We start from the raw sequence: 22,431 nt of genomic DNA on the forward strand, positions 1-22,431 counted from the left end.
CTACTCGCCTTCTACCCGCATCACACTGCTGACTTCACGAACGATGTCCATGTCGCGCAGGGCCTCCACGGTGGCGGACAACGCGGCGTCGGTCGCGCGGTGCGTGACGACGACCAGTTCGGCGTCGCTGCCCCGGCCCTCTTGGCGGACGGTCTGGATCGACACGTCGTGCTCCGCGAAGGCCTGGGCCACTGCCGCGAGGACACCGGCCTTGTCGGCCACGTCCAGGGACACGTGGTAGCGGGTCACCGCTTCGCCCACCGGGCGCACGGCCCGCTGGGTGTACGACGACTCGCCGACCCCCGGCACACCCTTGAGCCGGTTGCGCGCGGCGGACACGAGATCCCCGAGGACAGCACTGGCCGTCGGGGCGCCGCCGGCACCACGACCATAGAACATCAGCTCGCCGGCCGCTTTGGATTCCACGAAAACGGCGTTGTACGCATCGCGAACACTGGCCAACGGGTGGGTGAGCGGAATCATCGCCGGGTACACCCGGGCGCTGACCGAGTCGGTCAGCTCGTCCAGCTCACAGATCGCCAGCGACTTCACCACGCAGCCCATCTCGCGGGCCGAGGCGATATCGGTCGCGGTCACCTCGGTGATGCCCTCGCGGTGTACGTCGGCGATCGAAACCCTGGTGTGGAAGGCCAGGCTGGCCAGCAGGGCCGCCTTGGCAGCCGCGTCGAAGCCCTCGATATCCGCGGTCGGGTCGGCCTCGGCGTACCCGAGGGCCTGAGCCTCCTCGAGCGCCTCGTCGAACCCGGCGCCGGTCGACTCCATCTTGTCGAGGATGAAGTTCGTGGTGCCGTTGACGATGCCCATCACCCGGGTCACGTCGTCACCGGCCAGCGACTCGCGCAGCGGCCGCAGGATCGGGATCGCACCGGCCACGGCGGCCTCGAAGTACAGGTCGCGCTGGTACTTCTCAGCGGCCGCGAAGAGCGTCGGACCGTCCTCGGCCAGCAACGCCTTGTTCGCCGTGACGACGGAGGCGCCGTGCTCGAGCGCGCTCAGGATGAGGCTGCGGGCGGGTTCTAGGCCGCCGATCACCTCGATCACCAGGTCCAGTTCGCCGCTCGAGACCAGCGCCTGGGCATCGGTCGTGATCAGCGCCGGGTCGACTGCGATATCGCGCTCGCGCCCGGCTCGCCGTACCGCGATGCCGGCGATCTCCAGCCGGGTGCCGACGCGGGCCGCCAGATGATCCGCCTGCTCGGTCAGGATCCGCACCACCTCGGTGCCGACCACACCACAACCGAGCAGGCCCACCTTCAGAGGTTTGTCACTCATCCGTCGACTCCCATGTCCAGCAGCAACAGGTCGTCCTCGGTCTCCCGGCGTACGACGACTCTCGTCTGACCGTCCTTGACCGCGATCACCGGTGGCCGCGGTACGTGGTTGTAGTTGCTCGCCATCGACCGGCAGTACGCGCCGGTTCCCGGTACGGCGACCAGGTCGCCCGGGCCGACGTCGCCCGGCAGGAACTCGTCCTTCACGACGATGTCGCCGGACTCGCAGTGCTTGCCGACGACCCGGGCCAGGGTCGGCGGGGAGTCGGAGTACCGGTTCGCGAGCGTGCAGGAGTAGTCCGCGTCGTACAGTGCGGCGCGGATGTTGTCGCTCATCCCGCCATCGACCGAGACGTAGGTACGGGCCGCGCCGTTGTCGAGCGCGACCTCCTTGACCGTGCCGACCGAGTAGACCGTGCACATCGCCGGTCCGACGATCGCGCGGCCGGGCTCGATCGAGACCTTGGGGACGTCGACCTCGAAGGCACGGCATTCGTGCTCGACGATCTTGCCCATCTCGGTGGCGAGCTGCGCGGGGTCGGACGGGTCGTCCTGGGTGGTGTACGCGATACCGAAACCACCGCCGAGGTCGAGGTCCGGCATGTCGACGCCGAGCTCCTCGGAAACCCTTGCATGCAAGGCGATCACGCGCTTCGCGGCCACCTCGAACCCGGACGAGTCGAAGATTTGCGAACCGATGTGCGAGTGCAGGCCGAGCAGCTCCAGCTCGGGCGCTTCGTTGACCCGGGCAACGGCTTCGAAGGCCGCGCCGGAGGTGATCGAGAAGCCGAACTTCTGGTCCTCGTGCGCGGTCGCGATGTACTCGTGGGTGTGCGCCTCGACGCCCGCGGTGACCCGGATCATCACCGGCGCGGTGATGCCACGCTCACGGGACAGCTCGATCAGGCGGTCGATCTCGTACAGCGAGTCGGCGATGATCCGGCCGACTCCGGCGTCCAGCGCGCGGGCCAGCTCGGCCTCGGACTTGTTGTTGCCGTGGAACCCCAACCGCTTCGGATCGGCACCAGCTCGCAGTGCGACCGCCAGCTCACCGCCGCTGCAGACATCGAGGTTCAGGCCCTCTTCCATCACCCAGCGGACAACCGTCGTACTGAGGAAGGCCTTGCCTGCGTAGTAGACGTCGAAGTCCTTGAACGCGTTCTTGAACGCGCGGGCGCGGCTGCGGAAATCGTCCTCGTCCAGCACGTACGCCGGACTGCCGTGCTCGGCGATCAGGTCGCGAACGTCGACACCGCCGACGACCAGCGAGCCCTCGGCGGTCTTCTTCGCCGTACCGGACCACAACTGCGGGACCAGGTCGTTGACGTCACGCGGGGCGCTCAGCCAAGGCGGCGCGCGGTGGCCGGCCTGGGCGTGCAGCGCGCCCGCCTCGTGGGCCCTCACATCCGCTCCGGAGCGGAGACACCGAGCAGGTCGAGCCCGTTGGCGAGCACGGTCCGCGTCGCAGACACCAGCGTCAGGCGAGCCTTGTGCACCGGCTCCACCTCCTCGTCGCCGCGGGGCAGCACCCGGCAGCTGTCGTAGAACTTGTGGAACGCCGAGGCGGTGTCCTCGAGGTAGCGCGCGACCCGGTGCGGCTCGCGCAGCTCGGCCGACGTCGCGACGATCCGCGGGAACTCGGCCAGCGCGCGGAGCAGGTCGCCCTCGCGCTCATGGCTGAGCAGACCGGGCTCGAACTCGTCCAGCTTGATGCCGAGCTCGTCGGCGTTCCGCAGGATCGAGGCCAGCCGGGCGTGCGCATACTGCACGTAGTAGACCGGGTTCTCGCTGACCTGCTTGGTCATCTCCTCGATGTCCAGCGTCAGCGGCGAGTCGACCGGGTAGCGGCAGAGCGTGTAGCGCAGCGGGTCGACGCCGCCCTCCTCGACCAGCTCAGCCAGCGTGACAATGGTGCCGGCCCGCTTGGACAGCCGCATCTCCTCGCCGCCCTTGAGGATCTTCACCAGCTGGCCGATCAGGATCTCGATGTTGTGCTCGGGGTCGTCCCCGGCGCAGGCCGCGATCGCCTTCAGCCGGTTCACGTAGCCGTGGTGGTCCGCACCGAGCAGGTACATGCAGACCTCGAAACCGCGCTCCCGCTTGTTCACGTAGTACGCGGCATCAGAGGCGAAGTACGTCGGCTCACCGTTGGTCCGGATCAGCACCCGGTCCTTGTCGTCGGTGAAGTCCGTCGTCCGCATCCACAGCGCGTCGTCCGCGTCGTACAGGTGGCCCTGCTCGCGGAGCTTCTCGATCGCGTGGCCGACACCGTCCTGCTCGTGCAGGCTGCGCTCCGACATCCACACGTCGAACTTGGTCCGGAAGTGCTCCAGCTGGTCCTGCTGCTCCTTGAGCTGCCGCTCGTAGCCGGCCTCCCGGAACGCGACGGACTGCTCGTCGACCGGCAGCTCCAGGATCCCCGGCACCTCGGCCACGATCCGCTGGGCCAGCTCACCGATGTACTCACCGTGGTAGCCGTCCTCGGGGATCGGCTCGCCGTGCGCGGCCGCCTTGAGGCTCTCGCCGAACTTGTCCATCTGGTTGCCGCGGTCGTTGATGTAGAACTCACGCGTCACCTTCGCCCCGGCCGCGGTCAGCACCCGCGCCAGCGCGTCCCCGACCGCCGCCCACCGGGTGTGCCCGAGGTGCAGCGGTCCGGTCGGGTTCGCCGAGATGAACTCGAGATTCACCGCGAGCCCGTGCAGTGCGTCGGTCGACCCGTACGCCGGCCCGGCATCCACGATCGACTGAGCGATCTTGCCCTGGGCATCGGCCGCCACCCGCAGGTTCAGGAAGCCCGGGCCTGCGATCGACACCTCGGTGATCGCCTCGTCGTCCTGCAGCTTCGCCGCCAGCAGCTCCGCGAACGCCCGCGGATTCATCCCCGCGCGCTTGCCCAGCTGCATCGCCACGTTCGTCGCATAGTCCCCGTGCTCGGGGTTCTTGGGTCGCTCGACCTTCAGCTCGCCGGGCAGCCCACCCTCGACGGCGATGGTGCCGTCGGCAGCGAGCGCGGCCAGGGCCTGCAGGATCTTCTCAGCGAGCTGTTCCGGAGTCACCGCCCCAGCCTAATGGCGAACCATCCATTGCCTGGAATCACCATCCAAGCCCCGGTACGACGGGCACCCGGGCGATCAGCCCTGTGACTCGTCGCTCAAGCCAACAGCGTTGATCAGGATCGCCATGGCCTCCTCCTCTAGCGACCGGCCATGCGACGCGGCCCGGGCCCGCAAGCGCTGCACTACGACATCGTCCAAGCCGTCCACCACAAAATCCGGCATCCGGACCACCTCCGCAGAAAGGCTAGCGCTCAGTGACTGGCTGCCACCAGAACGCGACTGCCTCCGGTCAGTGGGGTGTTCCAGGGTGCCGGCTGACCATCGACGGTCACCTTGAGGTTCGTGCAGGCGTCGGCGAGGCAGTTTTCGTCGTACTTGAGGCCCCAGAGGGTGAAGAACTGGGCGAGCGTGGGGTGCTCGGCGGTGGTTTTGGCCTCGACGTAGACCAGGCCGTCGGTGGTGTGAGTGTGTACGGCGGCCTGTTCGGCGCGGACGCGGTCGACACCGATCCCGGCGGGGACCTGCACGGGGTTGCCGTCGACGGTGACCTTCAGGCGCAGTGTGTACGGCGCTGGGCCGGAGAAGTCGAGCGGGAGTCGCTCGAAGCCGGCCTTGTCGATATAGGACACGGCGTCGCGGGGCGCGTCCCAGGGCGGGGCCGTGGTGCGGAGGTCGGCCGCGGCCGGCTTGGCGGGGCTCACCCCGCAGCCGGCCGCAGCAATGCTCAGCAGGAGCAGAGCGGTCGCCTTCACACCTGCTCTCATGAGGAGCCAGATTAGTACTTCTCGGCCGGCATCATGATCCAGAGTGCGATGTAGATCAGGAACTGCGGCCCGGGGATCAGACAGCTGACCAGGAAGATCAGCCGCATCGTGTTCGGGGTGGTGCCGAACCTACGGGCCAGTCCGGCGCAGACACCGCCGATCCAGCGACCGTGCGACGGGCGAACCAGAGAGCTAGCCATCAGAACCGACGTCCTTTCGTGGTTGGACTTACATCCACTATGACGGCAGCCGGCCCCGGTCCGATCCCGCCGCACCGGTGTTCCAGGGTCCCTTCAGGGAGAGCCCCTACGACTAAGAGCTATCGCTGGAAGCGGTACGTCTTGCTGTCGGTGGTGATGCAGATGCTCGGCGACAGCACGATCACCCGCAGCGTCCCGTCCTGCTCGAAGTAGTCGATCCCCTCCACCTCGAAGCTCCCGGTGCAACCGCTCTTGAGCGGCAACTGACCGAGCGACTTCACCTGCCCCGTCACATCGGCGGAACCGACCGGTCCGGACAGATCCACCTGCAGCAGCGGCTTCGTCGTACCGAACAGAGTCCCGGCCGGATCGTCGGACGCACACAGCAGCCGAGTCGCCGTCACGAAGTCACAGCCCTGTACGTCGCGCACCGGGCGATCCAGGTTGACCTTCGAAGCGAGCGGCAGGTTCTGCCCGGGGTTCGTCGCCCGCACACCCGGCATCGGGAAGACGAGCAGGCGGTCCATCGTGCCCCACTCGCCGTTCACCATCCACTGCGTGTCCGGCGACACCGCCGACCAGCTGTTGTTCGTCGCCTCCCACGACTCCAGTGCGTGCTTGTAGTTCGACCACGCACCCGTCGGCGACTGCACCCGGAACAGCTTCCCGCCCCGGTCATCCCGCTGGTACGGCTCGACGTACCAGCCCTGTGCGGCACCCGGATCACCCACGTGATTCCACCCGGCGACCAACAGGTCGAACGGGATGGTCGCACTCCCCGTGTACCGGTACTGCGTCGTGCTGCCACGAGTCACCGTGGCAAGCCCCTGACCTTCGTCGAGCGGCCGGGCGTTGTCCGACCCCACCAACCGCCAGCCATCCACTGCATGAGCCTGTGCCGGCCACATCACGGCGACAAGCATGACCACCAGAGCGATCCCCAGTTTGCGCATGCCCGGAGTTCTACCCCACACCGCGAGCCCCAATTCGGAGATGGCAGGAACATGCTGCTAATGTTCACCTCGTTCCTGAGCCCCCGTAGCTCAGGGGATAGAGCACCGCCCTCCGGAGGCGGGTGCGCAGGTTCGAATCCTGCCGGGGGCGCGCGATTCTGGGCGATTCATGTCAGCGGAGAGCGCTGACTATGAATCGCTTTTGTGCTTTCTGGGGGCGGAGCCCCCAGACCCCGCCCCGGGAGGGCTGCGCCCCCCGGACCCCCTGCTGCGCGGGGCTGGCGAGTGGTGCCTGGCTGGGGCTGCTTGTGGTGTTGGGGCTTCCCCCCTTGCCCCCGGGCGCGTGGCTGGGGTCGGCGAACTAGCTGGGGTTGGCTGTGGTGTTGGGGCTTCGCCCCTTGCCCCCTTGGTGGGGGTGGCGTTGGCTAGAGGGTTTTTAGGTCTGATTGGGCTTTGGTTAGTTGGTGGTTGAAGTCTGCTGCGGGGTCTTGCATCCAGTCTTGGATTGCTTGAGTGAAGAGGGCCATGCCTACTTGGGCGGCTAGGGCGGCTTGCCTGGGTGGTGTTCCGCGGGTGATCAGGGCTTCGGTGGCTGCTGTTTGGAGGGCGGCGCGTTTTGTGAGCTCTCGTTCGCGGAGGGCTGGGTTTGCTTCGATCACGTGAGCTCGAGGGAGCGCGAACGGGCGGTTTCTCAGCAGGTGTGGCTCCAGGGCTCGGAAGGCTGCTGTCAGGATCTTGAGGGGCTTGGTGCCTGTGGCCTCGGCGATTGCCTGGCACAGTGCTGGTGCCAGCTCCTGCTCGCCGCCGAAGAGGACTTCGCGTTTGTCGGGGAAGTGGCGGAAGAAGGTTCGTTCGGTGACGCCGGCGGCTGCTGCAATTTCGGCGGCGGTGACCGCTTCGTAGCCGTGCTGGGTGAACAGGGCCAGAGCTGTCTCCTGGAGGCGGCGGCGGGCTGGTTCTGCATTGCGGGGCATCGGGACAGTTTACGTCAGTCACTGACTTTACGTGGTAGCGTCAGTGACTGACAGATTGGAGCCGCGGTGACTGACGTGGTGCTTTCTACGGGGCGCGGCGAGATGCCGGCGTATCTGGCGGTGCCTGCTGGGGCCGGGCCTTGGCCGGGGGTGGTGGTGATTCACGACATACTCGGGTGGACTGCCGATGTGCGGGAGCAGGCCGACTGGCTGGCCGGTGAGGGGTTTCTCGCGCTGGCGCCGAACCTCATGCACTGGGGTCGGCGGTTGACGTGTGTGCGGTCGATCTTTCGGGACGTGCGGGATCGGCGGGGGCGGTCGTTCGACGATGTCGAGGCTGCACGGCAGTGGCTTGCCGGGCGCGACGACTGCACCGAGCAGATCGGGGTGATCGGATTCTGCCTGGGTGGTGGATTCGCGTTGTTGCTGGCCAATGGGCACGGGTTCGATGCGTCGAGCGTGAACTACGGGACGGTGCCGAAGGATGCGGACGCCATCTTAAACGGAGCCTGTCCGGTCGTCGGTAGCTTCGGGGCCAAGGACCGCTCGCTCCGAGGCGCCGCTGCACGGCTCGACTCGGCCTTGAGCAGGAACGGCGTTGCCCACGACGTACAGGAGTATCCGCAGGCGGGGCACGGGTTCTTGAATCAGCACGACTCGGCCGAGGTCCCACTGGTCATCAGGGTGATGGGCCGGCTGGTTGGTGAGGGGTACGACGAGGATGTCGCCCAGCACGCTCGTGAGCGGATCAGCGGGTTCTTCGGGGAGCACCTCAAATGATCACCATCGCCGGGCGAACCGTGTCCCGCAAGGGCTTCGGGGCTATGCAGTTGCGCAGCGGGACCGAGCCCGAGGTGGCCGTGGCGGTACTGCGCAGGGCGGTCGAGCTCGGCGTTCGGGTGATCGACACCGCGTGGTTCTACGGCAACGACGTCGTCAACCGCTTCATCGCCGACGCCCTGCGGCCCTATCCAGCCGATCTCGTGCTGGCGACCAAGGCGGGTGCGCGGGTCGAGCACGACGGTCTGTGGCCGCAGCCGGACTACAGCCCGCACCAGCTCCGGGCAGGCAACGACCGCGACCGGATCGTGCTCGGCCTGGACACCGTGCCGCTCACCCACCTGCGGTGGCCAAACGCGGATGACTCGTACGACGGGGTGACCTTCGACCAGGCATTCGACACCATGCTCGAGATGCAGGCGGAAGGCCGGATCGAGCACGTCGGACTCTCGAACGTCACCCTCGATCAGGTACGCCGTGCGCATGCGCACGGCACCGTCGCCAGCGTGTCGAACCTGTTCAGCTACGGCAATCAGGCCGACGCACCAACGCTGGCGTTCTGCACCGAGCACGGCATTCCGTACCTGCCGTACGGGCCGCTTGGGTACGGCGCGAGCGGTACACCTCCCGCCGTACCGGGACAGACCTCTGCCCAGGCACAGCTCGCCTGGCTCCTCCACCGCTCACCCGTCACGGTACTGATCCCAGGTACCAGCAGCGTCAAGCATCTCGAGGAGAACCTCGCTTCCAGAGCTTAGGAAGGGATCCCGAGCCGGTGTGGTTTGCTGGGCTGCATGGCATCGGGGTCTGCTGGTCGGTGGGTGCTGCCGGTTGCGCTGGCAGTGATGATCGTGATTCCGGCCGGCGCTGTGCTGGTGCCGCACCTGGTGAAGCGGGTGACGGAGGACCTGTCGAAGGACCAGCGGACCTACTCGTTGTGTCCCCGCGATCGTGGGGACACCGACGTACTACGGAAGTCGCAGATGGCCGAAGATTCGGCGCCCTATCGAGGGGCTGGGCCGCATCGGGTCGTGGTGGCCGGCGCGGGTGACCTGACACTGCGGTTGCCGAAGGAATGGGTACCTGCGCAGACCGGGACCCCTGCCGAGTACCAGCTCGATCAGCTGGAGCTGGTGGCGTGTGGTTATCGGTATGCGGTCGGTGAGGAGGGGATCCTTCAGACCTGCAAGTACAAACCGCTTCAGGGCGGCGCGGAGTACACGGTGTCGCAGCAGAGCGCGAAGTACGACTATCGCGTGTATGAGGCGCGGACCGGGAGGCCGCTGGGGAGCTTCACGCTCAAGGCTGTGCGTGGCGACTGCGCGGATTTCCGGAGCGTGTATGCGGGGGCGACTGGTACCGAGGTGACGGCCGATCCTGATGACAAGGAACTGCAGCGCGAGCTGCAGCCCTTTGTCATGGCGACGGTACCGGGCTAAGCGACTCCTGCTTCGAGGAGTTGTTTCCAGATCTCGGACTGGTCTACTACCTCGACTTCTAGTTTTTCTGCCTTGGTGATTTTGGCGGCTCCTACGTCGGCGCCGGTGATGAGGTAGTCGGTGCTGGCGGAGACTGAGGAGGCGATGGTGGCTCCGGCTCGCTCGCAGAGGCGTTGGAAGGCTGGTCTTGCGACCTTTTCGCCGGTGCGGGGGTCGGAGATGGAGCCGGTGACTACTACGGTTTTGCCGGCTAGTGGGGCGCCTGCTGCTACTACCGGTGGGAGGTCCTCTTCGCGGACGTCCAGGGAGACGCCGGCGGCTCGTAGGCGTTCCAGCTCTGGCTGGAGGCGGTTTAGGTGTTCTATGAGGGAGGCTGCGACCTTCGCGCCGATGTCGTCGACCGCGACTAGGCCGTCCTCGCCTGCTTCGATGATGGCTTCGATGGAGGGGAAGCCGGCTCGGCAGAGTCTTGCTGCGGTTCCTTCGGAGGCCATGGGGATGGCTAGGCCGATGAGGGCTCGGCGGAGGCCTACTTGTTTGCTGGTTTCGATGGAGTCGATCATGCGGGTGGCGGAGACTTCGCCTACGCGGTCGAACTCCAGGAGGCGGTCCTTGGTCAGGGCGTAGAAGTCGGAGGGGGTCTCGAGGTCGCCGGACTCGGCCAGGCGTTCGATCCAGACGCCGCCGATGGCGTCGATGTCGGCGCCGGCGCGGGACGCCCAGTGGATGAGGCGGCGGACGGTTTGGGCGGGGCAGGAGGCGTTGGTGCAGAAGAGTTCTCGGCTGTTGCCTTGCTCGGTCAGCGGCTCCTCACACGACGGACAGACCGTGGGCGGGATGATCTCTTGCTCGGCGCCGGTACGGCGGGATGCGTCGAGCACGCCGGCTACGAACGGGATCACGTCGCCGGCTCGTCGTACCAGGACGGTGTCACCGATCTTGATGCCTCGGGCCTTGATCACCTCTTGGTTGGCGAGCGTGGCGCGGGTGACTGTCGTGCCGCCGACGAAGACTGGTTCGAGCCAGGCGACCGGGGCGATCTTGCCGGTCTTGCCGACATCCCAGCGGACCTCCAGCAGGGTGGTGGTCTTCTCCTCGGCCGCGAACTTGAAGGCCAGTGCGCCACGCGGTGAGCTCGACCGGGTCCCGGCCGCGGCGTACGCGTCGCGATCGGCAAGCCGCAGTACGGCGCCGTCCAGGTCGTAGTCGAGTTCGTTGCGCTGCTGCTCGATTCCGGTGATCACCTCCTGAGCCGCCGCGGCGTCCGCGCAGTGCCGCATGTCGGCGGCGGTGAAGCCGAGTGTCTTGAGTGCACGCTCCAGATCGGCGTCGGTGCTGTCCGGATCGGTCTGCAGGTCGAACGCGAGGAACTGGAGCCGGCGCTCGGACACCGTGGCCGGGTCCTTTGCCCGCAGCGTGCCGGCGGCCGCGTTGCGCGGGTTGATCAGCGGCTTGTCCGGGTGCGCTGCGTTGTACGCCGCGAACGTGGACCGCAGCATCACCGCCTCACCACGCACCTCCACTCGCCCCGGTGCGTCCAGCTTGTGCGGTACGCCGTCGGCCAGGGCGCGCACCAGCGGCGTCACGTCGTCACCGGTGGTCCCGTCGCCCCGGGTGATCGCCCGGGCGAACCGGCCGTCCTCGTAGACGAGTGCCAGCGACAGTCCGTCGAGCTTCGGCATCACCACGACGGGCTGTCCCGGGAACCGGCTGAAGAACGCCTCGACCTGCTCCGGCTTCGTCGCCTTCTCCAGTGACAGCATCGGGCGCGAGTGCCGGATCGGTGCGTGCAGCACGGCCGGTGCGCCCACCTGATCCAGCGGGTTCGGCTCCGGCGTCAGCTCCGGGTTGGCGGCGATCAGGGTGCGCAGCTCGTCCTCGATCGCGTCGTACTCCGCGTCCGCGACCACCGGGGATCCCTGGTAGTACGCGTCGCGCAACTCGACGATCCGGCCGGCCAACTCCTGAATGCGTTCATCGACGTTCACACCACCGGACGTTACCGGTCGCCGGGGACAATCCCCGTACCATGAAGCGCGTGAATGACAGCGGCTTGGTGGAAGCAGCAGACGACGTTTTCTTCGTCCAAGGCTCGGCAGTGAACTGGGTGTTGCTCCGCGACGGGTCGAACCTGACGCTGATCGACGGTGGCTATCCGGGCGACCTCGAGGCCGTGGAGGCGTCGATCCGGGCGATCGGACGCCGGCCGGAAGATGTGCAGGCCGTTCTGCTCACGCATGCACACGTCGACCACATGGGTGCGGTGAACCCGTTCCACAGTCGCTACGGCACACCGACGTACGCCGATCCTGCTGAGGTCGGCCACGCGCATCGGGACTACCTGGACCAGCTGGCTCCGGCCAAGCTGATCAGCAACCTGTGGCGGCCCGGTGTGCTGCCGTGGGCGGTCGGGATCATCCGGAACGGCGCTATGCAGGACGTGGCTGCTCCGCACGTCCAGGCGTTCCCCTCGGAAGGTGCACTCGACCTGCCGGGGTCACCGGTGCCAGTGCCGACTTACGGGCACACTGCGGGCCACTCGGCGTACTTCGTCCCGGCGGCAGGTGCGGTGATCACTGGGGACGCTCTGGTGACCGGGCACAAGATCGTTTCGGCCGTGGGGCCCCAGCTGATCCCACCGCTGTTCCAGCACGGCGACCCGACCGATCTGCTCGCAGCGCTCAAGCCGCTCGTCGATCTGGACGCGGATGTCGTGCTGCCCGGCCACGGCGGACTGCACCGCGGTCCGATCCGCGAAGCAGTCGCCGCCGTACATGCCTAAGACTTTGGCTTGTTCTCGCGCCACTCGCGCTCGAACGGCAGCCGCCAGGCACGCGGCGCGATCAGCTGGTGAATGGCGTTCGGGCCCCAGGTGCCGGGCTGGTACGTCTTGACCGGCGGCGGGTCCTCCAGCAGGTGCGCCGACCGCTCCCACAGTGACTCGATGCCCTCGGCGGTCGTGAAGAGCGTGTGGTCGCCGCGCATGGCGTCCAGGATCAGCCGCTCGTAGGCCTCCAGGACGTCACCGGCGCTCTTGGTCTCCTGCGTCGAGAACTGCATCGACAGCTTCTCCAGCCGCATCCCCGGCCCGGGCCGCTTGCCGTAGAACGACAGCGAGACCCGGGACGAATCCGCCAGGTCGAAGGTCAGGTGATCCGGGCCCTCCGCCCCGAAACCGGTCGGGAACATCGTCTTCGGCGCCTCCTTGAAGGCGATCGAGATGATCCGCTGCCCCTGCGCCATCCGCTTGCCCGTGCGCAGGAAGAACGGCACGCCGGCCCAGCGCCAGTTGTCGATCTCGACCTTGAGGGCGATGAACGTCTCGGTGTCGGAGTCCGGCGCGACGCCGTCCTCGTTGCGGTACCCGGAGTACTGGCCGCGGACCACGTCGGTCGCCTGGATCGGCAGCATCGACCGGAAGACCTTGTTCTTCTCCTCCGAGATCGCCCGCGGTTCCAGGGCGGTCGGCGGCTCCATCGCGACGAACGACATCACCTGCATGAGGTGCGTGACCACCATGTCCTTGAACGCGCCGGTCGGCTCGTAGAAGGTGGCGCGCTGGTCGAGACCGAGCTCCTCGGGGATGTCGATCTGCACGTGGTCGATGTGGTTCCGGTTCCAGATCGGCTCGAACAGTCCGTTGGCGAACCGGAAGGCGAGGATGTTCAGCGCCGCTTCCTTGCCGAGGAAGTGGTCGATCCGGAAGACCTGCGCCTCGTCGAAGGTCTCGTGGACGAAGTCGTTCAGCTGGATGGCACTGGCCAGGTCGTCACCGAACGGCTTCTCCATCACCACTCGCGCCCGCTCGACCAGATCGGCGTCGCGCAGCATCGCGATCACCGCCTGCGCGGCCTTCGGCGGCACCGACAAGTAGTGCAGCCGGCAGGCGCCCGCACCCAGCAGGTCCTCCGCTGCCTTCACAGTGGCGGCCAGCGCCTCCGGCCCGGCCGACACCGACACGTAGTCGAGCCGGCTCGCGAACTGCGTCCACTCCTCGTCGCTCATCCGGTGCGTCCCGTACGTCTCCACCGCCTGGCGGGCGCGCTCCCGGAACTCGTCCACGGTCAGGTCCTCGGTCGCCGACCCGATGATCCGCACGTCGGGAGCGAACTTGGACTGCTGCAGGTACGCCAGACCGGGGAGCAGCTTGCGCTTGGCCAGGTCACCGGTGGCACCGAACAGCACGATGACGTGCGGTGCCAGGGGCTCCTCGTCCCGTCGTGACGGCCGCGATCCGGGTGCCGGGTACGCGATGGTCTGGGTACGGTCAGGCATAGACGCAGTGTAGGTCGTGTCTGTTTCGGATCCGGGCGTTCGTCGGTGAACTGTTAGGGCACAGAAAGCTGGGAGGACAGGCTGTGAAGTACCTGCTGATGATCGCCGGTGATGAGAGCGCGGCAGAGCACGCCAACGACGGCTGTGGCAGCTGGTCCGAGGAGATGGAGGCACGGGGTGTGGTCACCGGCGGAGCCGGTCTGCGGCCGCCCACCGAGGCAACCACTGTGCGGGTCCGCTCGGGCGAGCTGCTGCTCACCGACGGCCCGTTCGCGGAGACCAAGGAGCAGATCGGCGGCTTCGTGCTGATCGACTGCGCGGATCTGGACGAGGCGATCGAGATCGCCGCCAAGCACCCTGCCGCGAGCTACGGGACGATCGAGATCCGCCCGGTGTTGTGACGTACGCCGAGGTCTTCCGGGCGGAGTGGGGCCAGGTGGTCGCCACGCTGATCCGGATGACCGGGAACTGGGAGCTGGCCGAGGAGTGCGCCCAAGAGGCGTGTGCGGCGGCTCTCGAGCGCTGGCCGCGCGACGGCGTACCGGACAAGCCAGGTGCCTGGCTGACGACCACTGCGCGCAACCGCGCGATCGACTGGCTCCGCCGCGAGGCGGTCGGGGCCGCGAAACTGCAGGAGGTCGCTGCGATGACCTACGAGCCCGAGGTGCCCGCGTACGACGTACCGGACGACCGGCTGCGGTTGATGTTCACCTGCTGCCATCCGGCGTTGGCGATGGAGGCGCGGGTCGCTCTGACGTTGCGGACGCTGGCCGGACTCAGTACGGCGGAAATCGCGCGCGCGTTCCTCGTCGGTGAGACCACCATGTCGAAGCGGCTCACCCGGGCCAAGCAGAAGATCCAGAACGCGGGAATCCCGTACCGCGTCCCGCCTGCGCATCTCCTGCCCGAGCGGACTCCCGCCGTACTCGCGGTGTTGTACCTGCTCTTCAACGAGGGGTACTCCGATGTCACCCGCAGCACTCTGACCGAGGAGGGTATTCGGCTGGCCAGACTGCTCGTTCAGCTGATGCCGGATGAGCCAGAGGCAGCTGGACTGCTTGCGCTCATGCTCTTCCACGACTCCCGGCGGAACACCCGGCTCTCCCCCGACGGTGTCCTGATCACGCTCGACGAGCAGGACCGAACGCGCTGGGACAGTGCGCTGATCACCGAGGCTGAGCAGTTGCTCGACCAAACGCTGCAGCGCGGCAGTCCGGGCCCGTACCAGGTGCAGGCCGCCATCGCCGCGTGTCATGCGATCGCCCGGACCGCCGCCGACACCGACTGGCCGCAGATCGCACGCCTCTACGCACAGCTCCCCCAGACCCCGGTTGTCGCGCTCAACCGCGCAGTGGCGATCGGTATGGCGGACGGACCTGCCGTCGGACTCGCACTGGTCGATCGACTCGCCGCAGGCTCCTTGGCCGGCTACCACCTGCTCCCCGCCGCGCGGGCGGACTTCCTGCGCCGACTCGACCGCCGTACCGAAGCAGCCGAGGCCTACCGAGAGGCCGCCGACCTGGCCACGACGGACGCTGACCGGAGATACCTGGAGAAGAGACTGGCCGAGGTGTCTGTCCAGAGCTGACCTGTTCGTCGGTGGGGTATGACAGACATTCGAGAGCTCGTTGCGGGTGAACGCAGTGATCTGGTCGAGGTACTGGCCGGACTGCCCGAGGAGGACTGGGACAAGCCGAGTCTGAGCGCCGGCTGGCGAGTACGTGAGGTAGTCGCCCACATCACCATGGCGTACCGCTACTCCACTCCCCGCGTTCTGCTGGGGATAGCGAAGGCAGGTGGCAGCTTCAACCGGTTCTCCGACCGCGCGGCGCGGGCCGACACCGCAGCGCTGAGCAACGCCGAACTGCTCGCCTGTCTGCGGGAGAACATTAATCACCCGTGGAAACCACCGGGTGGCGGCTACGAGGGCGCGTTGTCCCATGACGTGATTCACGGGCTCGACATGACCGTTGCGCTCGGCATCGATCGCCAGGTGCCGCTGGAGCGGCTGCGCGTGGTGCTGGGTGGTCTGGGGCCCAAGCACCTGAAGTACTTCGGTGTGGATCTGCCGAACACCGAACTGCGCGCTACCGACCTGGACTGGTCCTACGGTGCCGGTGAAGTGCTCACCGGCACCGCTCAGGAGTTGGTGTTGCTGGTCAGCGGACGGGACTCGTCAGTTCGGCGAGGCTCTTGAGCTGACGACCTGCGGCGCTTCGGGCGGCCGTAGTCTGGTGGCGGAAGAGGCGGCCGCCCAGGCGGAGGAAGGCGGGTTTGCCGTCGGGGCCTGGGATGAAGTTGGCACGGGTGTGGGTCGGGGTGCCGTCGAGGGCGAGCATCAGCACGTAGTCGCGGCGGTAGAAGCCGAGGCGGAGTGCCTGCTGACCTTGGACCGAAGCGAGGAGCTGACCCTGGTCGCCCGTCAGGTCGAGTTCGAGCGAGCTCTCCACTCCGTCGACGCCGACCTGGGTGGCGACGTACTTGCCCTCGTACGGCGCCAACTGCTTCGGCGGAAGCGGACGCTGTACGGCGGGCAGGTTGTGTACGCCGGCCAGTTCGGCCAGCGCCCAGTCGTCGGCGAACAGTTCGGCCGTCAGCTCCGGACCACTCTCCGAGTTCGTCAGCACGGTGAGGGCGAAGTCGCGCTTCGGCACCATCAGGAAACCGGAGTGCTGGCCAGGCCAGTCACCGCCGTGCTGGATCACCTTCACGCCCTCTGCGGTCGGACGGATCATCCAGCCGATGCCGACACCGTCCAGCTCGACGAACAGCGTGCCACCCGGTCCCGGGTTGGACTGCATGGCCACGCGGGTCCGCTCACGCAGCAACCGCGGGAGCCCCGGGTGGCCGAGCTGGAAACGCGCATAGCGCAGCTGGTCCTGCGCACTGGAGATCAGGCCGCCGATCGCGTGCAGGCTGCGCGGCATCGGGTCGAACGACGGCTCGACGACCGGCTTCCCGTCGACGATGTTGTGGGACGCGGCCACACTGAATCCGCCCAGTTCACTGAGGAAGAACCGGCTGTGCGCCAGACCGAGCGGGTCGATCAGCAGCTGCCGGGTAGCGGTCTCGTAGGGCTTCCCGGTGACCGCCTCGATGACCCGACCGGCCACACCGATCGCTGCGTTGTTGTACGAGAACACCTTGCCCAGTGGGGTTATCTGCGGTGCCGACGACAGCAAAGCGACGTACCGGGCCAGTCCGTCGTCGCCGTCACCGGTGTCGACGAACGTGTCACCTCTCCAGCCGGCGGAGTGGTTCAGGAGCTGCCGGACTGTCACCCGGGGACCGACTGTGGGGTCCGCTGTGGCGAAATCAGGCAGGTACGCGCGGACCGGCCGGTCCAGGTCGACCAGCCCTCGGTCGACGAGCTGCATCATCACGGTGGCGGTGAACGTCTTGCTGGTGGAGCCGATCCGGAAGACGGTGTCCGCGGTCACCGGTGCCGGCTTGTCGACGTTGGTGACCCCGAAACCGCGCACGTACTCACGGCCGCGGTACCAGACGCCCAGACCGACACCAGGGATCGCGTACTTCGCCATCCCGGCCTCGACCTTGTCGAACAGCCTCCCGACCGCGAGTGGCGTCGTACGGGATGGTTTGGTGGCGACGGGCGCCGCAGTGGCATTCGTCGTCGTCAGAGCGGTAACAGGTACGGCGGCTGCCGCGGCGGCGAGCACGGTGCGCCGCGAGAGGCCTGAGCGTTTCGAACTTGCGGGCTGCTGGTGGAGCGACACGGCAGTCTCCTCGGTCGAAGGCGGATTGATACCACAAAGGATATTATTCCCATACTTGGAATCAATAGGGGAAGACCATGACCGAACCCTCGACACCGATGGCCGACCTACTGCTGCACCCGATCCGCTTCCGGATCGTCCAGCGCGTGCTCGGCCGCGAGGTGACCACCACGGATCTGAAGCAGGATCTGCCCGACGTCCCGGCGACGACGCTCTACCGGCACGTGGCCGCACTGATCGAGGGCGGCATGCTGACAGTCGTCCGCGAGCGGCGCATTCGCGGCGCGATCGAGCGCACCCTGACCCTCGACCAGGCCACGACCGGCCGCATCGGCATCGACGAGGCGCGGGCGATGACGCCGGACCAGCACCGCAGCGCATTCCTGCTGGTGCTCACCCAGCTGATCGCCGACTTCGACCGGATGGTCGAGCGCGGCGACCTCGACGCCAGGCTCGAGCAGTTCGGCCTCAACCAGGCCTCACTGTATGTGGACGCCGCCGACCTGGACTCCCTCCGGGAGGGGATCGGCGCCCTAATCGAGCCCTACCTCCAGACCCAGCCCGGCAAGGACCGGATCACCTGGTCGATCATCTCACTCCCTGATACCTAAGCAGATCATCATGAACTAGATAGTCTACTACGGAACTATCTGCTACGGTCTTGCTCATGACGATCGAGACCGAAGTTCGCCCGGCCGGACGCCTCAAGGCGCTGGTCGTGCTGTGCGTGATGCAACTGATGATCATCCTCGACGGGACCGTGGTGACGGTCGCGTTGCCGACGCTCCAGCGCGACCTGGGCTTCTCGCCCGCCGGTCTGGCCTGGGTGATGAACTCCTACCTGATTGCCTTCGCCGCTCTGCTTCTGCTGGCCGGCCGGCTCGGCGACCTGATCGGCGGCAAGCGGGTGTTCGTCGCAGGTCTCGGACTGTTCACCGCGGCCTCCCTGCTCTGCGGGATCGCCAACAGCGCCGAGGTGCTGATCGCCGGACGGTTCCTGCAGGGCGTCGGCGGCGCACTGGCCTCCGCGGTCATCATCGGGATGATCGTCGGACTCTTCCCGGCACCTGGTGAGCAGGCACGAGCCATGGGCATCTACAGCTTCACCTCTGCCAGTGGTGCGTCCATCGGCCTGATCTTCGGTGGACTCATCACCGAGACCATCGGCTGGCACTGGGCCTTCCTGATCAACGTCCCGATCGGACTGATCGCCCTGCTGTTCGCCCAGCGCCTGCTCACGCGTGAACAGGGTCTCGGACTGGGCAAGGGTGCCGACGTGCTGCGTGCTGCCCTGGTGGCCGTCCTGCGGATGTTCCGCAGCCGGCAGATGACGGCGGCCAATCTCGTGGTCATGCTGCTGTTCGCGGCCGGGTACGGCTTCCAGTTCATGACTGCGCTCTACCTGCAGCGTGTGCTCGGCTATGACTCACTCGCCACCGGTCTGGCGTTTCTGCCGGCCCCCATCATGAACGCGGTGATGTCACTGTCCATCGCACCCCGACTGACCGTCCGGTACGGCGCCCGCCGGATGCTGATCGTCGGCCTCGCCATGTTCGCCCTGGCACTGCTATGGCTCAGCCAGGCACCCGTGGACGGCTCGTACGTCGTCAATGTCGCGCCTGCGCTCGCAGTGATGGGCGCCGGGATCGGGCTGGCCATTCCGGCCGCGATCATGCTGGCCATGGGAGCTGCGGATCCGACCGATGCCGGACTGGCCTCGGGACTCAACAACACTGCCCAGCAGGCCGGTGCGGCAATCGGCACCGCCGTACTGGCCACTCTGGCCGCCGCCACCACTTCACAACGCCTGTCCGATGGTGCGGGCGAACTGCTGGCGCTCCGGGACGGGTACGGCGTCGCCTGGCTCGCTGCCGCCGGTTTCGTTGCCACAGGCCTCGTCTTGGCGCTGGGGTTGATCCGTCGGCGCTAGGGTGTCGGCCGTGAGTAAGACGAGGAATCCGGATCGCTTGGTCCTGTTCACCGACGCAGTGGTGGCGATCGCGCTGACCCTGCTGATCCTGCCGCTGGTCGAGGTGGTGACGGAGTCCAGGACCGAAGGGCTGACCGCGCTCGAGGTCGTCACCGAGCACAAGCCGGAGATCTACTCGTTCCTGCTGAGCTTCGCGGTGATCGCGAACTTCTGGCTGGGTCACCACCGGGTCTTCGAGCACGTGCGGGCCTACACGCCGAGGCTGATCCGGCTGAACCTGATCTGGCTGCTGGCGATCGTGATCCTGCCGTTCCCGACCGAGATCGTCGGCACCTTCGAGAGCTCGCGGTTCACCGCCGGGTTCTACAGCGGGACGATCCTGGCACTCAGCCTCAGCCAGACTGCCCTCACCTGGCTGATCCGGGGACACCGGGAGATCGAGAACCCGGACAACCCGGTCAGCCGCCGGGAGCTCGAAAACTCCTTCGTGCTGACCGGGCTCACGCTGCTCGCCTTCGTGCTGGCAGCGTTCGTTCCGGGCGTCCGCTTCTACGCACTGCTGCTGTTGCTGCTCTCACCGGTCATCATGCGCGTGGGTGACCTGGTGCGCCGGCCTGCTACTTAAGACCGGCCCAGAAGTTGCAGTGGTGCTCGGTACTGAGGTTGACCGGGTGAATGCCGGACTGGTCCGTCGGAGCCAGTGAGAGTCCCGTGACCGCGCGCTGGCCGGTCGGCGACCAGTCCGGGCGGCCGGGGCCGTTCGGGTTGCCGGTGCGGACGAACGACGTCCAGTAGTCGATCATCTGGTTCGACAACTGCTGCTGCGTCGCCGAGAGCGGCCAGTCGAAGCCACCCGGGCGGAACAGGTACACCAGCTCCGCAGCGTGCGCAGCGCCCTGACCGGGCTGCACGAGTGGCGAGTGCTTGTCGGCGAACTCGTACGCGTAGACCGGCACCTTGCGAGCCGCCTGCTGACTACTGGTGACCTGAGTGCACGACCAGATCCGGTCGGTGGTGACTGCGGCCCACGCAGCGGCCGGCGACTCGTACCGGCTCAGCGGATACTCCCGCAGTACTTGAGCTGCCTGCTTCGCGCCGACCATGTCAGTCACGAGCTTCGGGTAGTCCTTGATCTCTCCGAACGCCGGTAGCCACGAAGCGGCTTCGTCATGGTTGTTGCCGGAGACAATCGGCACCCGGTGGAACAGCCCGGCCTGCAGCGCCTTGGCCGGGCTCAGCGGCAGGACGGCGCTCCCGCCGTACCCGACCTGGGTGAACTGCAAGGTGTCTTCAAGCAGTACGTCGGACTTCGCCGTCTGAGCGCAGTCGAGGAGGGACTGGCCGGGCTTGCAGCCCAGCTCTGCCTTCTTGCTCTCTACCCATTCCTTGCCGGTCGCCTGGACATCGCGGACCGGACGCCACGGCGAACCGGCCGCCTGGTTGGGGTACTGGCTGTTGTCGGCCCAGTTGAACGCACACGAGCCGCTCTGCATGATCGCCTTGCTGAACAGGCCGGCCGCTGTTGGCGAGGTGAGCTGCGTGCACACGCTCATGCCACCGGCGGACTCCCCCGAGACCGTCACATTGTGCGGGTCTCCCCCGAAGGCGCGTGCGTTGCGCTGCACCCAGCGCAAGGCGGCCTGCTGGTCCTGCAGACCGAACGTGCCGGAGCCAGGCAGACCTGGGTAGCCGAAGAAGCCATAGATGCCCAGCCGGTAGTTGACCGTCACTACGACCACATCGCCACGCGCAGCGAGCTTCGACGCCTCATAGCTGTTGCCGGCGCCCTCGAAGAACCCGCCGCCGGGAATCCACACCATGACAGCCCGTGGCTTCGCGGAGGCCTTGGCCGGGACAGTGACGTTCAGATAGAGGCAGTCCTCGAGCGATGAGCCCTTGGGGACTTCGGAATTGGCCTGTTGCGGACAGGGGTTGCCGAGCGTCGACTCACGGACGCCGGTCCAGGGCTGCACCGGTTGCGGCGCCTTCCAGCGCAATGCGCCGACCGGTGGCGCGGCGTACGGGATGCCGTCGAAGACACGAGCCTCACCGACTGTCTTGCTGCGAACGGCACCCGAGTCGGTTTGTACGACGTCCGACGCGGCTGCCGGGCCGGGGATGGCGAGCGGGGCCAACGCTGCGGTCAGCAGTGCCAAGAGTTTCTTCGTCATGCCCAGCAGCTTCGGCCGGACTGGTCACTAGCCGCTTCGGCCGGATGGCCAGGGCGCCACCACCTTTGGTCTAGGGGCGACGCAGCAGATAGGTGTCCATGATCCAGCCCTTGCGCTCGCGGGCCTCGGCTCGCACCTTCTCGATCTCCGCAGCGACCTCACGGACCGGACCGGCGATCAGCAGCTCGTCCGGCGTACCGAGGTAGGCACCCCAGTAGATGGTGGCGTCCTGGTCCAGGTGTGCGGTGAAGGCAGTCTGCGCGTCCAGCATCACGACCACGTCGTCCACACCGTCCGGCCACTCCTTGGCCAGCCGCCGACCGGTGGTGATCTGCACCGGACGTCCCACCTGGTTGAGCGGGACGCGGTGCCGGGCAGCCAGCGTGGAGACGCTGCTGATGCCGGGGATCACCTCGATCTCGAAGGACAGCTCACCGCGGGCCTGGATGTCGTCGAGGATCGCCAGCGTGCTGTCGTAGAGCGACGGATCGCCCCAGACCAGGAACGCGCCCACCTGGTCCGCACCGAGGTTCGCTGCGATCAGCTCCGCACACACGTCCGCTCGGCGGCGCCGCCAGTCGTCGACAGCCTCGACGTACGCCGTAGTGGACCGGTCCCGCTCGGGGTCGCGGCCGACGACGACCTGGTATCGGGTCGCGTGCCGCTGCAGGATCTCGGTGCGCAGATCGACCAGCTCCTGCTTGACGTCACCCTTGTCCAGCACGAAGAACACGTCGACCCGGTTCAGCGCCGCGACCGCCTGCAGCGTGAGCTGCTCCGGATCGCCTGCGCCGATACCGATCACCAGGATCTGCATGCGGGCAGACTAAGGCATCCACCCCCTGTGACTGCCGACT

At 67.3% G+C, this 22,431-nt stretch carries 23 protein-coding genes and 1 tRNA gene; 11 read left to right on the forward strand and 13 right to left on the reverse strand.

The window, feature by feature from the left end; genetic code table 11:
* From ACFTSF_RS25335 to ACFTSF_RS25365, 7 genes are all read right to left on the reverse strand, one after another.
* On the reverse strand, positions 1-1,293 hold the full coding sequence (locus tag ACFTSF_RS25335) for a homoserine dehydrogenase (protein WP_380156092.1): 1,293 nt from the start codon (positions 1,291-1,293) through the stop codon (positions 1-3).
* On the reverse strand, positions 1,290-2,696 hold the full coding sequence (gene lysA, locus ACFTSF_RS25340; RefSeq protein WP_380156094.1) for a diaminopimelate decarboxylase: 1,407 nt from the start codon (positions 2,694-2,696) through the stop codon (positions 1,290-1,292). The genes ACFTSF_RS25335 and lysA overlap by 4 nt, the downstream gene beginning before the upstream one ends.
* The gene (argS, locus tag ACFTSF_RS25345; protein WP_380156096.1) at positions 2,693-4,351 is read right to left on the reverse strand and encodes an arginine--tRNA ligase; all 1,659 of its coding nucleotides are present in this window, start codon (positions 4,349-4,351) and stop codon (positions 2,693-2,695) included. The genes lysA and argS overlap by 4 nt, the downstream gene beginning before the upstream one ends.
* Before the next feature lie 75 nt (positions 4,352-4,426).
* Entirely contained in the window at positions 4,427-4,573 is a 147-nt protein-coding gene (locus ACFTSF_RS25350; RefSeq protein WP_380156098.1) for a hypothetical protein, read from the reverse strand.
* Positions 4,574-4,602: 29 nt separating this feature from the next.
* Complete coding sequence (locus tag ACFTSF_RS25355; RefSeq protein ID WP_380156100.1) at positions 4,603-5,115, reverse strand: hypothetical protein; 513 nt, start codon at positions 5,113-5,115, stop codon at positions 4,603-4,605.
* Between the two features lie 11 nt (positions 5,116-5,126).
* Positions 5,127-5,315 (reverse strand): PspC domain-containing protein, encoded by a 189-nt coding sequence (locus ACFTSF_RS25360; protein ID WP_344154646.1) that lies wholly within the window; start codon positions 5,313-5,315, stop codon positions 5,127-5,129.
* A 119-nt stretch (positions 5,316-5,434) separates the two neighbouring features.
* Positions 5,435-6,268: a hypothetical protein gene (locus tag ACFTSF_RS25365; RefSeq protein ID WP_380156102.1), complete on the reverse strand. Its 834-nt coding sequence runs from the start codon at positions 6,266-6,268 to the stop codon at positions 5,435-5,437.
* 79 nt (positions 6,269-6,347) lie between these two features.
* Between ACFTSF_RS25365 and ACFTSF_RS25370 the strand changes: the two genes are divergently transcribed.
* A tRNA-Arg gene (locus ACFTSF_RS25370) sits at positions 6,348-6,419 on the forward strand.
* Positions 6,420-6,693: 274 nt separating this feature from the next.
* Here ACFTSF_RS25370 and ACFTSF_RS25375 read toward each other — a convergent pair.
* Entirely contained in the window at positions 6,694-7,242 is a 549-nt protein-coding gene (locus ACFTSF_RS25375) for a TetR/AcrR family transcriptional regulator (RefSeq protein WP_380156104.1), read from the reverse strand.
* A gap of 66 nt (positions 7,243-7,308) precedes the next feature.
* On the opposite strand from ACFTSF_RS25375, the gene ACFTSF_RS25380 reads away from it, so the two are divergent.
* The 3 genes from ACFTSF_RS25380 to ACFTSF_RS25390 are packed head-to-tail and all read left to right on the forward strand — an operon-like array spanning position 7,309 to position 9,461.
* Entirely contained in the window at positions 7,309-8,022 is a 714-nt protein-coding gene (locus tag ACFTSF_RS25380) for a dienelactone hydrolase family protein (protein ID WP_380156106.1), read from the forward strand.
* Positions 8,019-8,780, forward strand: coding sequence for an aldo/keto reductase (locus tag ACFTSF_RS25385; RefSeq protein ID WP_344154635.1), 762 nt, complete (start codon positions 8,019-8,021; stop codon positions 8,778-8,780). The genes ACFTSF_RS25380 and ACFTSF_RS25385 overlap by 4 nt, the downstream gene beginning before the upstream one ends.
* Positions 8,781-8,816: 36 nt before the next feature.
* The gene (locus tag ACFTSF_RS25390) at positions 8,817-9,461 is read left to right on the forward strand and encodes a hypothetical protein (RefSeq protein ID WP_380156108.1); all 645 of its coding nucleotides are present in this window, start codon (positions 8,817-8,819) and stop codon (positions 9,459-9,461) included.
* Here the strand turns inward: ACFTSF_RS25390 and ligA are convergent.
* A complete protein-coding gene (ligA, locus tag ACFTSF_RS25395; protein WP_380156110.1) occupies positions 9,458-11,449 on the reverse strand; it encodes an NAD-dependent DNA ligase LigA in 1,992 nt (663 codons plus the stop codon). The two genes, ACFTSF_RS25390 and ligA, sit on opposite strands and share 4 nt — an antisense overlap.
* Positions 11,450-11,499: 50 nt before the next feature.
* On the opposite strand from ligA, the gene ACFTSF_RS25400 reads away from it, so the two are divergent.
* A complete protein-coding gene (locus tag ACFTSF_RS25400) occupies positions 11,500-12,243 on the forward strand; it encodes an MBL fold metallo-hydrolase (protein WP_380156112.1) in 744 nt (247 codons plus the stop codon).
* Here the strand turns inward: ACFTSF_RS25400 and zwf are convergent.
* Positions 12,240-13,736: a glucose-6-phosphate dehydrogenase gene (zwf, locus tag ACFTSF_RS25405; RefSeq protein ID WP_380156114.1), complete on the reverse strand. Its 1,497-nt coding sequence runs from the start codon at positions 13,734-13,736 to the stop codon at positions 12,240-12,242. The two genes, ACFTSF_RS25400 and zwf, sit on opposite strands and share 4 nt — an antisense overlap.
* Positions 13,737-13,819: 83 nt before the next feature.
* Here zwf and ACFTSF_RS25410 point away from each other — a divergent pair, with 83 nt between their 5' ends.
* Genes ACFTSF_RS25410 through ACFTSF_RS25420 form a run of 3 tightly spaced genes read left to right on the forward strand, consistent with a single transcriptional unit; the run spans position 13,820 to position 15,933 of the window.
* Positions 13,820-14,137 carry a YciI family protein gene (locus ACFTSF_RS25410; RefSeq protein WP_380156116.1) on the forward strand — a complete coding sequence of 106 codons (318 nt, stop codon included), beginning with the start codon at positions 13,820-13,822 and terminating at the stop codon, positions 14,135-14,137.
* A complete protein-coding gene (locus tag ACFTSF_RS25415; RefSeq protein WP_380156118.1) occupies positions 14,134-15,324 on the forward strand; it encodes an RNA polymerase sigma factor in 1,191 nt (396 codons plus the stop codon). The genes ACFTSF_RS25410 and ACFTSF_RS25415 overlap by 4 nt, the downstream gene beginning before the upstream one ends.
* 18 nt (positions 15,325-15,342) lie before the next feature.
* Positions 15,343-15,933: a maleylpyruvate isomerase family mycothiol-dependent enzyme gene (locus ACFTSF_RS25420; RefSeq protein ID WP_380156120.1), complete on the forward strand. Its 591-nt coding sequence runs from the start codon at positions 15,343-15,345 to the stop codon at positions 15,931-15,933.
* Here ACFTSF_RS25420 and ACFTSF_RS25425 read toward each other — a convergent pair.
* On the reverse strand, positions 15,896-17,473 hold the full coding sequence (locus ACFTSF_RS25425; protein ID WP_380156122.1) for a serine hydrolase domain-containing protein: 1,578 nt from the start codon (positions 17,471-17,473) through the stop codon (positions 15,896-15,898). The two genes, ACFTSF_RS25420 and ACFTSF_RS25425, sit on opposite strands and share 38 nt — an antisense overlap.
* 77 nt (positions 17,474-17,550) lie before the next feature.
* Here ACFTSF_RS25425 and ACFTSF_RS25430 point away from each other — a divergent pair, with 77 nt between their 5' ends.
* Genes ACFTSF_RS25430 through ACFTSF_RS25440 form a run of 3 tightly spaced genes read left to right on the forward strand, consistent with a single transcriptional unit; the run spans position 17,551 to position 20,028 of the window.
* Positions 17,551-18,084, forward strand: coding sequence for a helix-turn-helix domain-containing protein (locus tag ACFTSF_RS25430; RefSeq protein ID WP_380156124.1), 534 nt, complete (start codon positions 17,551-17,553; stop codon positions 18,082-18,084).
* 56 nt (positions 18,085-18,140) lie between these two features.
* Positions 18,141-19,403: an MFS transporter gene (locus ACFTSF_RS25435; RefSeq protein ID WP_380156126.1), complete on the forward strand. Its 1,263-nt coding sequence runs from the start codon at positions 18,141-18,143 to the stop codon at positions 19,401-19,403.
* 10 nt (positions 19,404-19,413) lie between these two features.
* Positions 19,414-20,028 carry a TMEM175 family protein gene (locus tag ACFTSF_RS25440; RefSeq protein ID WP_380156128.1) on the forward strand — a complete coding sequence of 205 codons (615 nt, stop codon included), beginning with the start codon at positions 19,414-19,416 and terminating at the stop codon, positions 20,026-20,028.
* On the opposite strand, the gene ACFTSF_RS25445 is transcribed toward ACFTSF_RS25440, so the two are convergent.
* Together ACFTSF_RS25445 and cobF are read right to left on the reverse strand one after the other, a co-directional pair.
* On the reverse strand, positions 20,021-21,574 hold the full coding sequence (locus ACFTSF_RS25445; RefSeq protein WP_380156130.1) for a carboxylesterase/lipase family protein: 1,554 nt from the start codon (positions 21,572-21,574) through the stop codon (positions 20,021-20,023). The two genes, ACFTSF_RS25440 and ACFTSF_RS25445, sit on opposite strands and share 8 nt — an antisense overlap.
* Before the next feature lie 70 nt (positions 21,575-21,644).
* Complete coding sequence (gene cobF, locus ACFTSF_RS25450; protein WP_380156132.1) at positions 21,645-22,391, reverse strand: precorrin-6A synthase (deacetylating); 747 nt, start codon at positions 22,389-22,391, stop codon at positions 21,645-21,647.
* Positions 22,392-22,431: the final 40 nt, after the last annotated feature.

The sequence above is a fragment of the Kribbella sp. NPDC056951 genome (genome assembly GCF_042674205.1).
GTDB classification, from domain to species: domain Bacteria; phylum Actinomycetota; class Actinomycetes; order Propionibacteriales; family Kribbellaceae; genus Kribbella; species Kribbella yunnanensis.

Excerpts from the sequence above, each read along its gene's own strand:
- ACFTSF_RS25335 (WP_380156092.1), bottom strand. The coding sequence starts at position 1,293 with ATGAGTGACAAACCTCTGAAGGTGGGCCTGCTCGGTTGTGGTGTGGTC.
- ACFTSF_RS25350 (WP_380156098.1), bottom strand. The coding sequence starts at position 4,573 with ATGCCGGATTTTGTGGTGGACGGCTTGGACGATGTCGTAGTGCAGCGC.
- ACFTSF_RS25355 (WP_380156100.1), bottom strand. The coding sequence starts at position 5,115 with ATGAGAGCAGGTGTGAAGGCGACCGCTCTGCTCCTGCTGAGCATTGCT.
- ACFTSF_RS25360 (WP_344154646.1), bottom strand. The coding sequence starts at position 5,315 with ATGGCTAGCTCTCTGGTTCGCCCGTCGCACGGTCGCTGGATCGGCGGT.
- ACFTSF_RS25365 (WP_380156102.1), bottom strand. The coding sequence starts at position 6,268 with ATGCGCAAACTGGGGATCGCTCTGGTGGTCATGCTTGTCGCCGTGATG.
- ACFTSF_RS25375 (WP_380156104.1), bottom strand. The coding sequence starts at position 7,242 with ATGCCCCGCAATGCAGAACCAGCCCGCCGCCGCCTCCAGGAGACAGCT.
- ACFTSF_RS25385 (WP_344154635.1), top strand. The coding sequence starts at position 8,019 with ATGATCACCATCGCCGGGCGAACCGTGTCCCGCAAGGGCTTCGGGGCT.
- ACFTSF_RS25390 (WP_380156108.1), top strand. The coding sequence starts at position 8,817 with ATGGCATCGGGGTCTGCTGGTCGGTGGGTGCTGCCGGTTGCGCTGGCA.
- zwf (WP_380156114.1), bottom strand. The coding sequence starts at position 13,736 with ATGCCTGACCGTACCCAGACCATCGCGTACCCGGCACCCGGATCGCGG.
- ACFTSF_RS25420 (WP_380156120.1), top strand. The coding sequence starts at position 15,343 with ATGACAGACATTCGAGAGCTCGTTGCGGGTGAACGCAGTGATCTGGTC.
- ACFTSF_RS25430 (WP_380156124.1), top strand. The coding sequence starts at position 17,551 with ATGACCGAACCCTCGACACCGATGGCCGACCTACTGCTGCACCCGATC.
- ACFTSF_RS25435 (WP_380156126.1), top strand. The coding sequence starts at position 18,141 with ATGACGATCGAGACCGAAGTTCGCCCGGCCGGACGCCTCAAGGCGCTG.
- ACFTSF_RS25445 (WP_380156130.1), bottom strand. The coding sequence starts at position 21,574 with ATGACGAAGAAACTCTTGGCACTGCTGACCGCAGCGTTGGCCCCGCTC.
- cobF (WP_380156132.1), bottom strand. The coding sequence starts at position 22,391 with ATGCAGATCCTGGTGATCGGTATCGGCGCAGGCGATCCGGAGCAGCTC.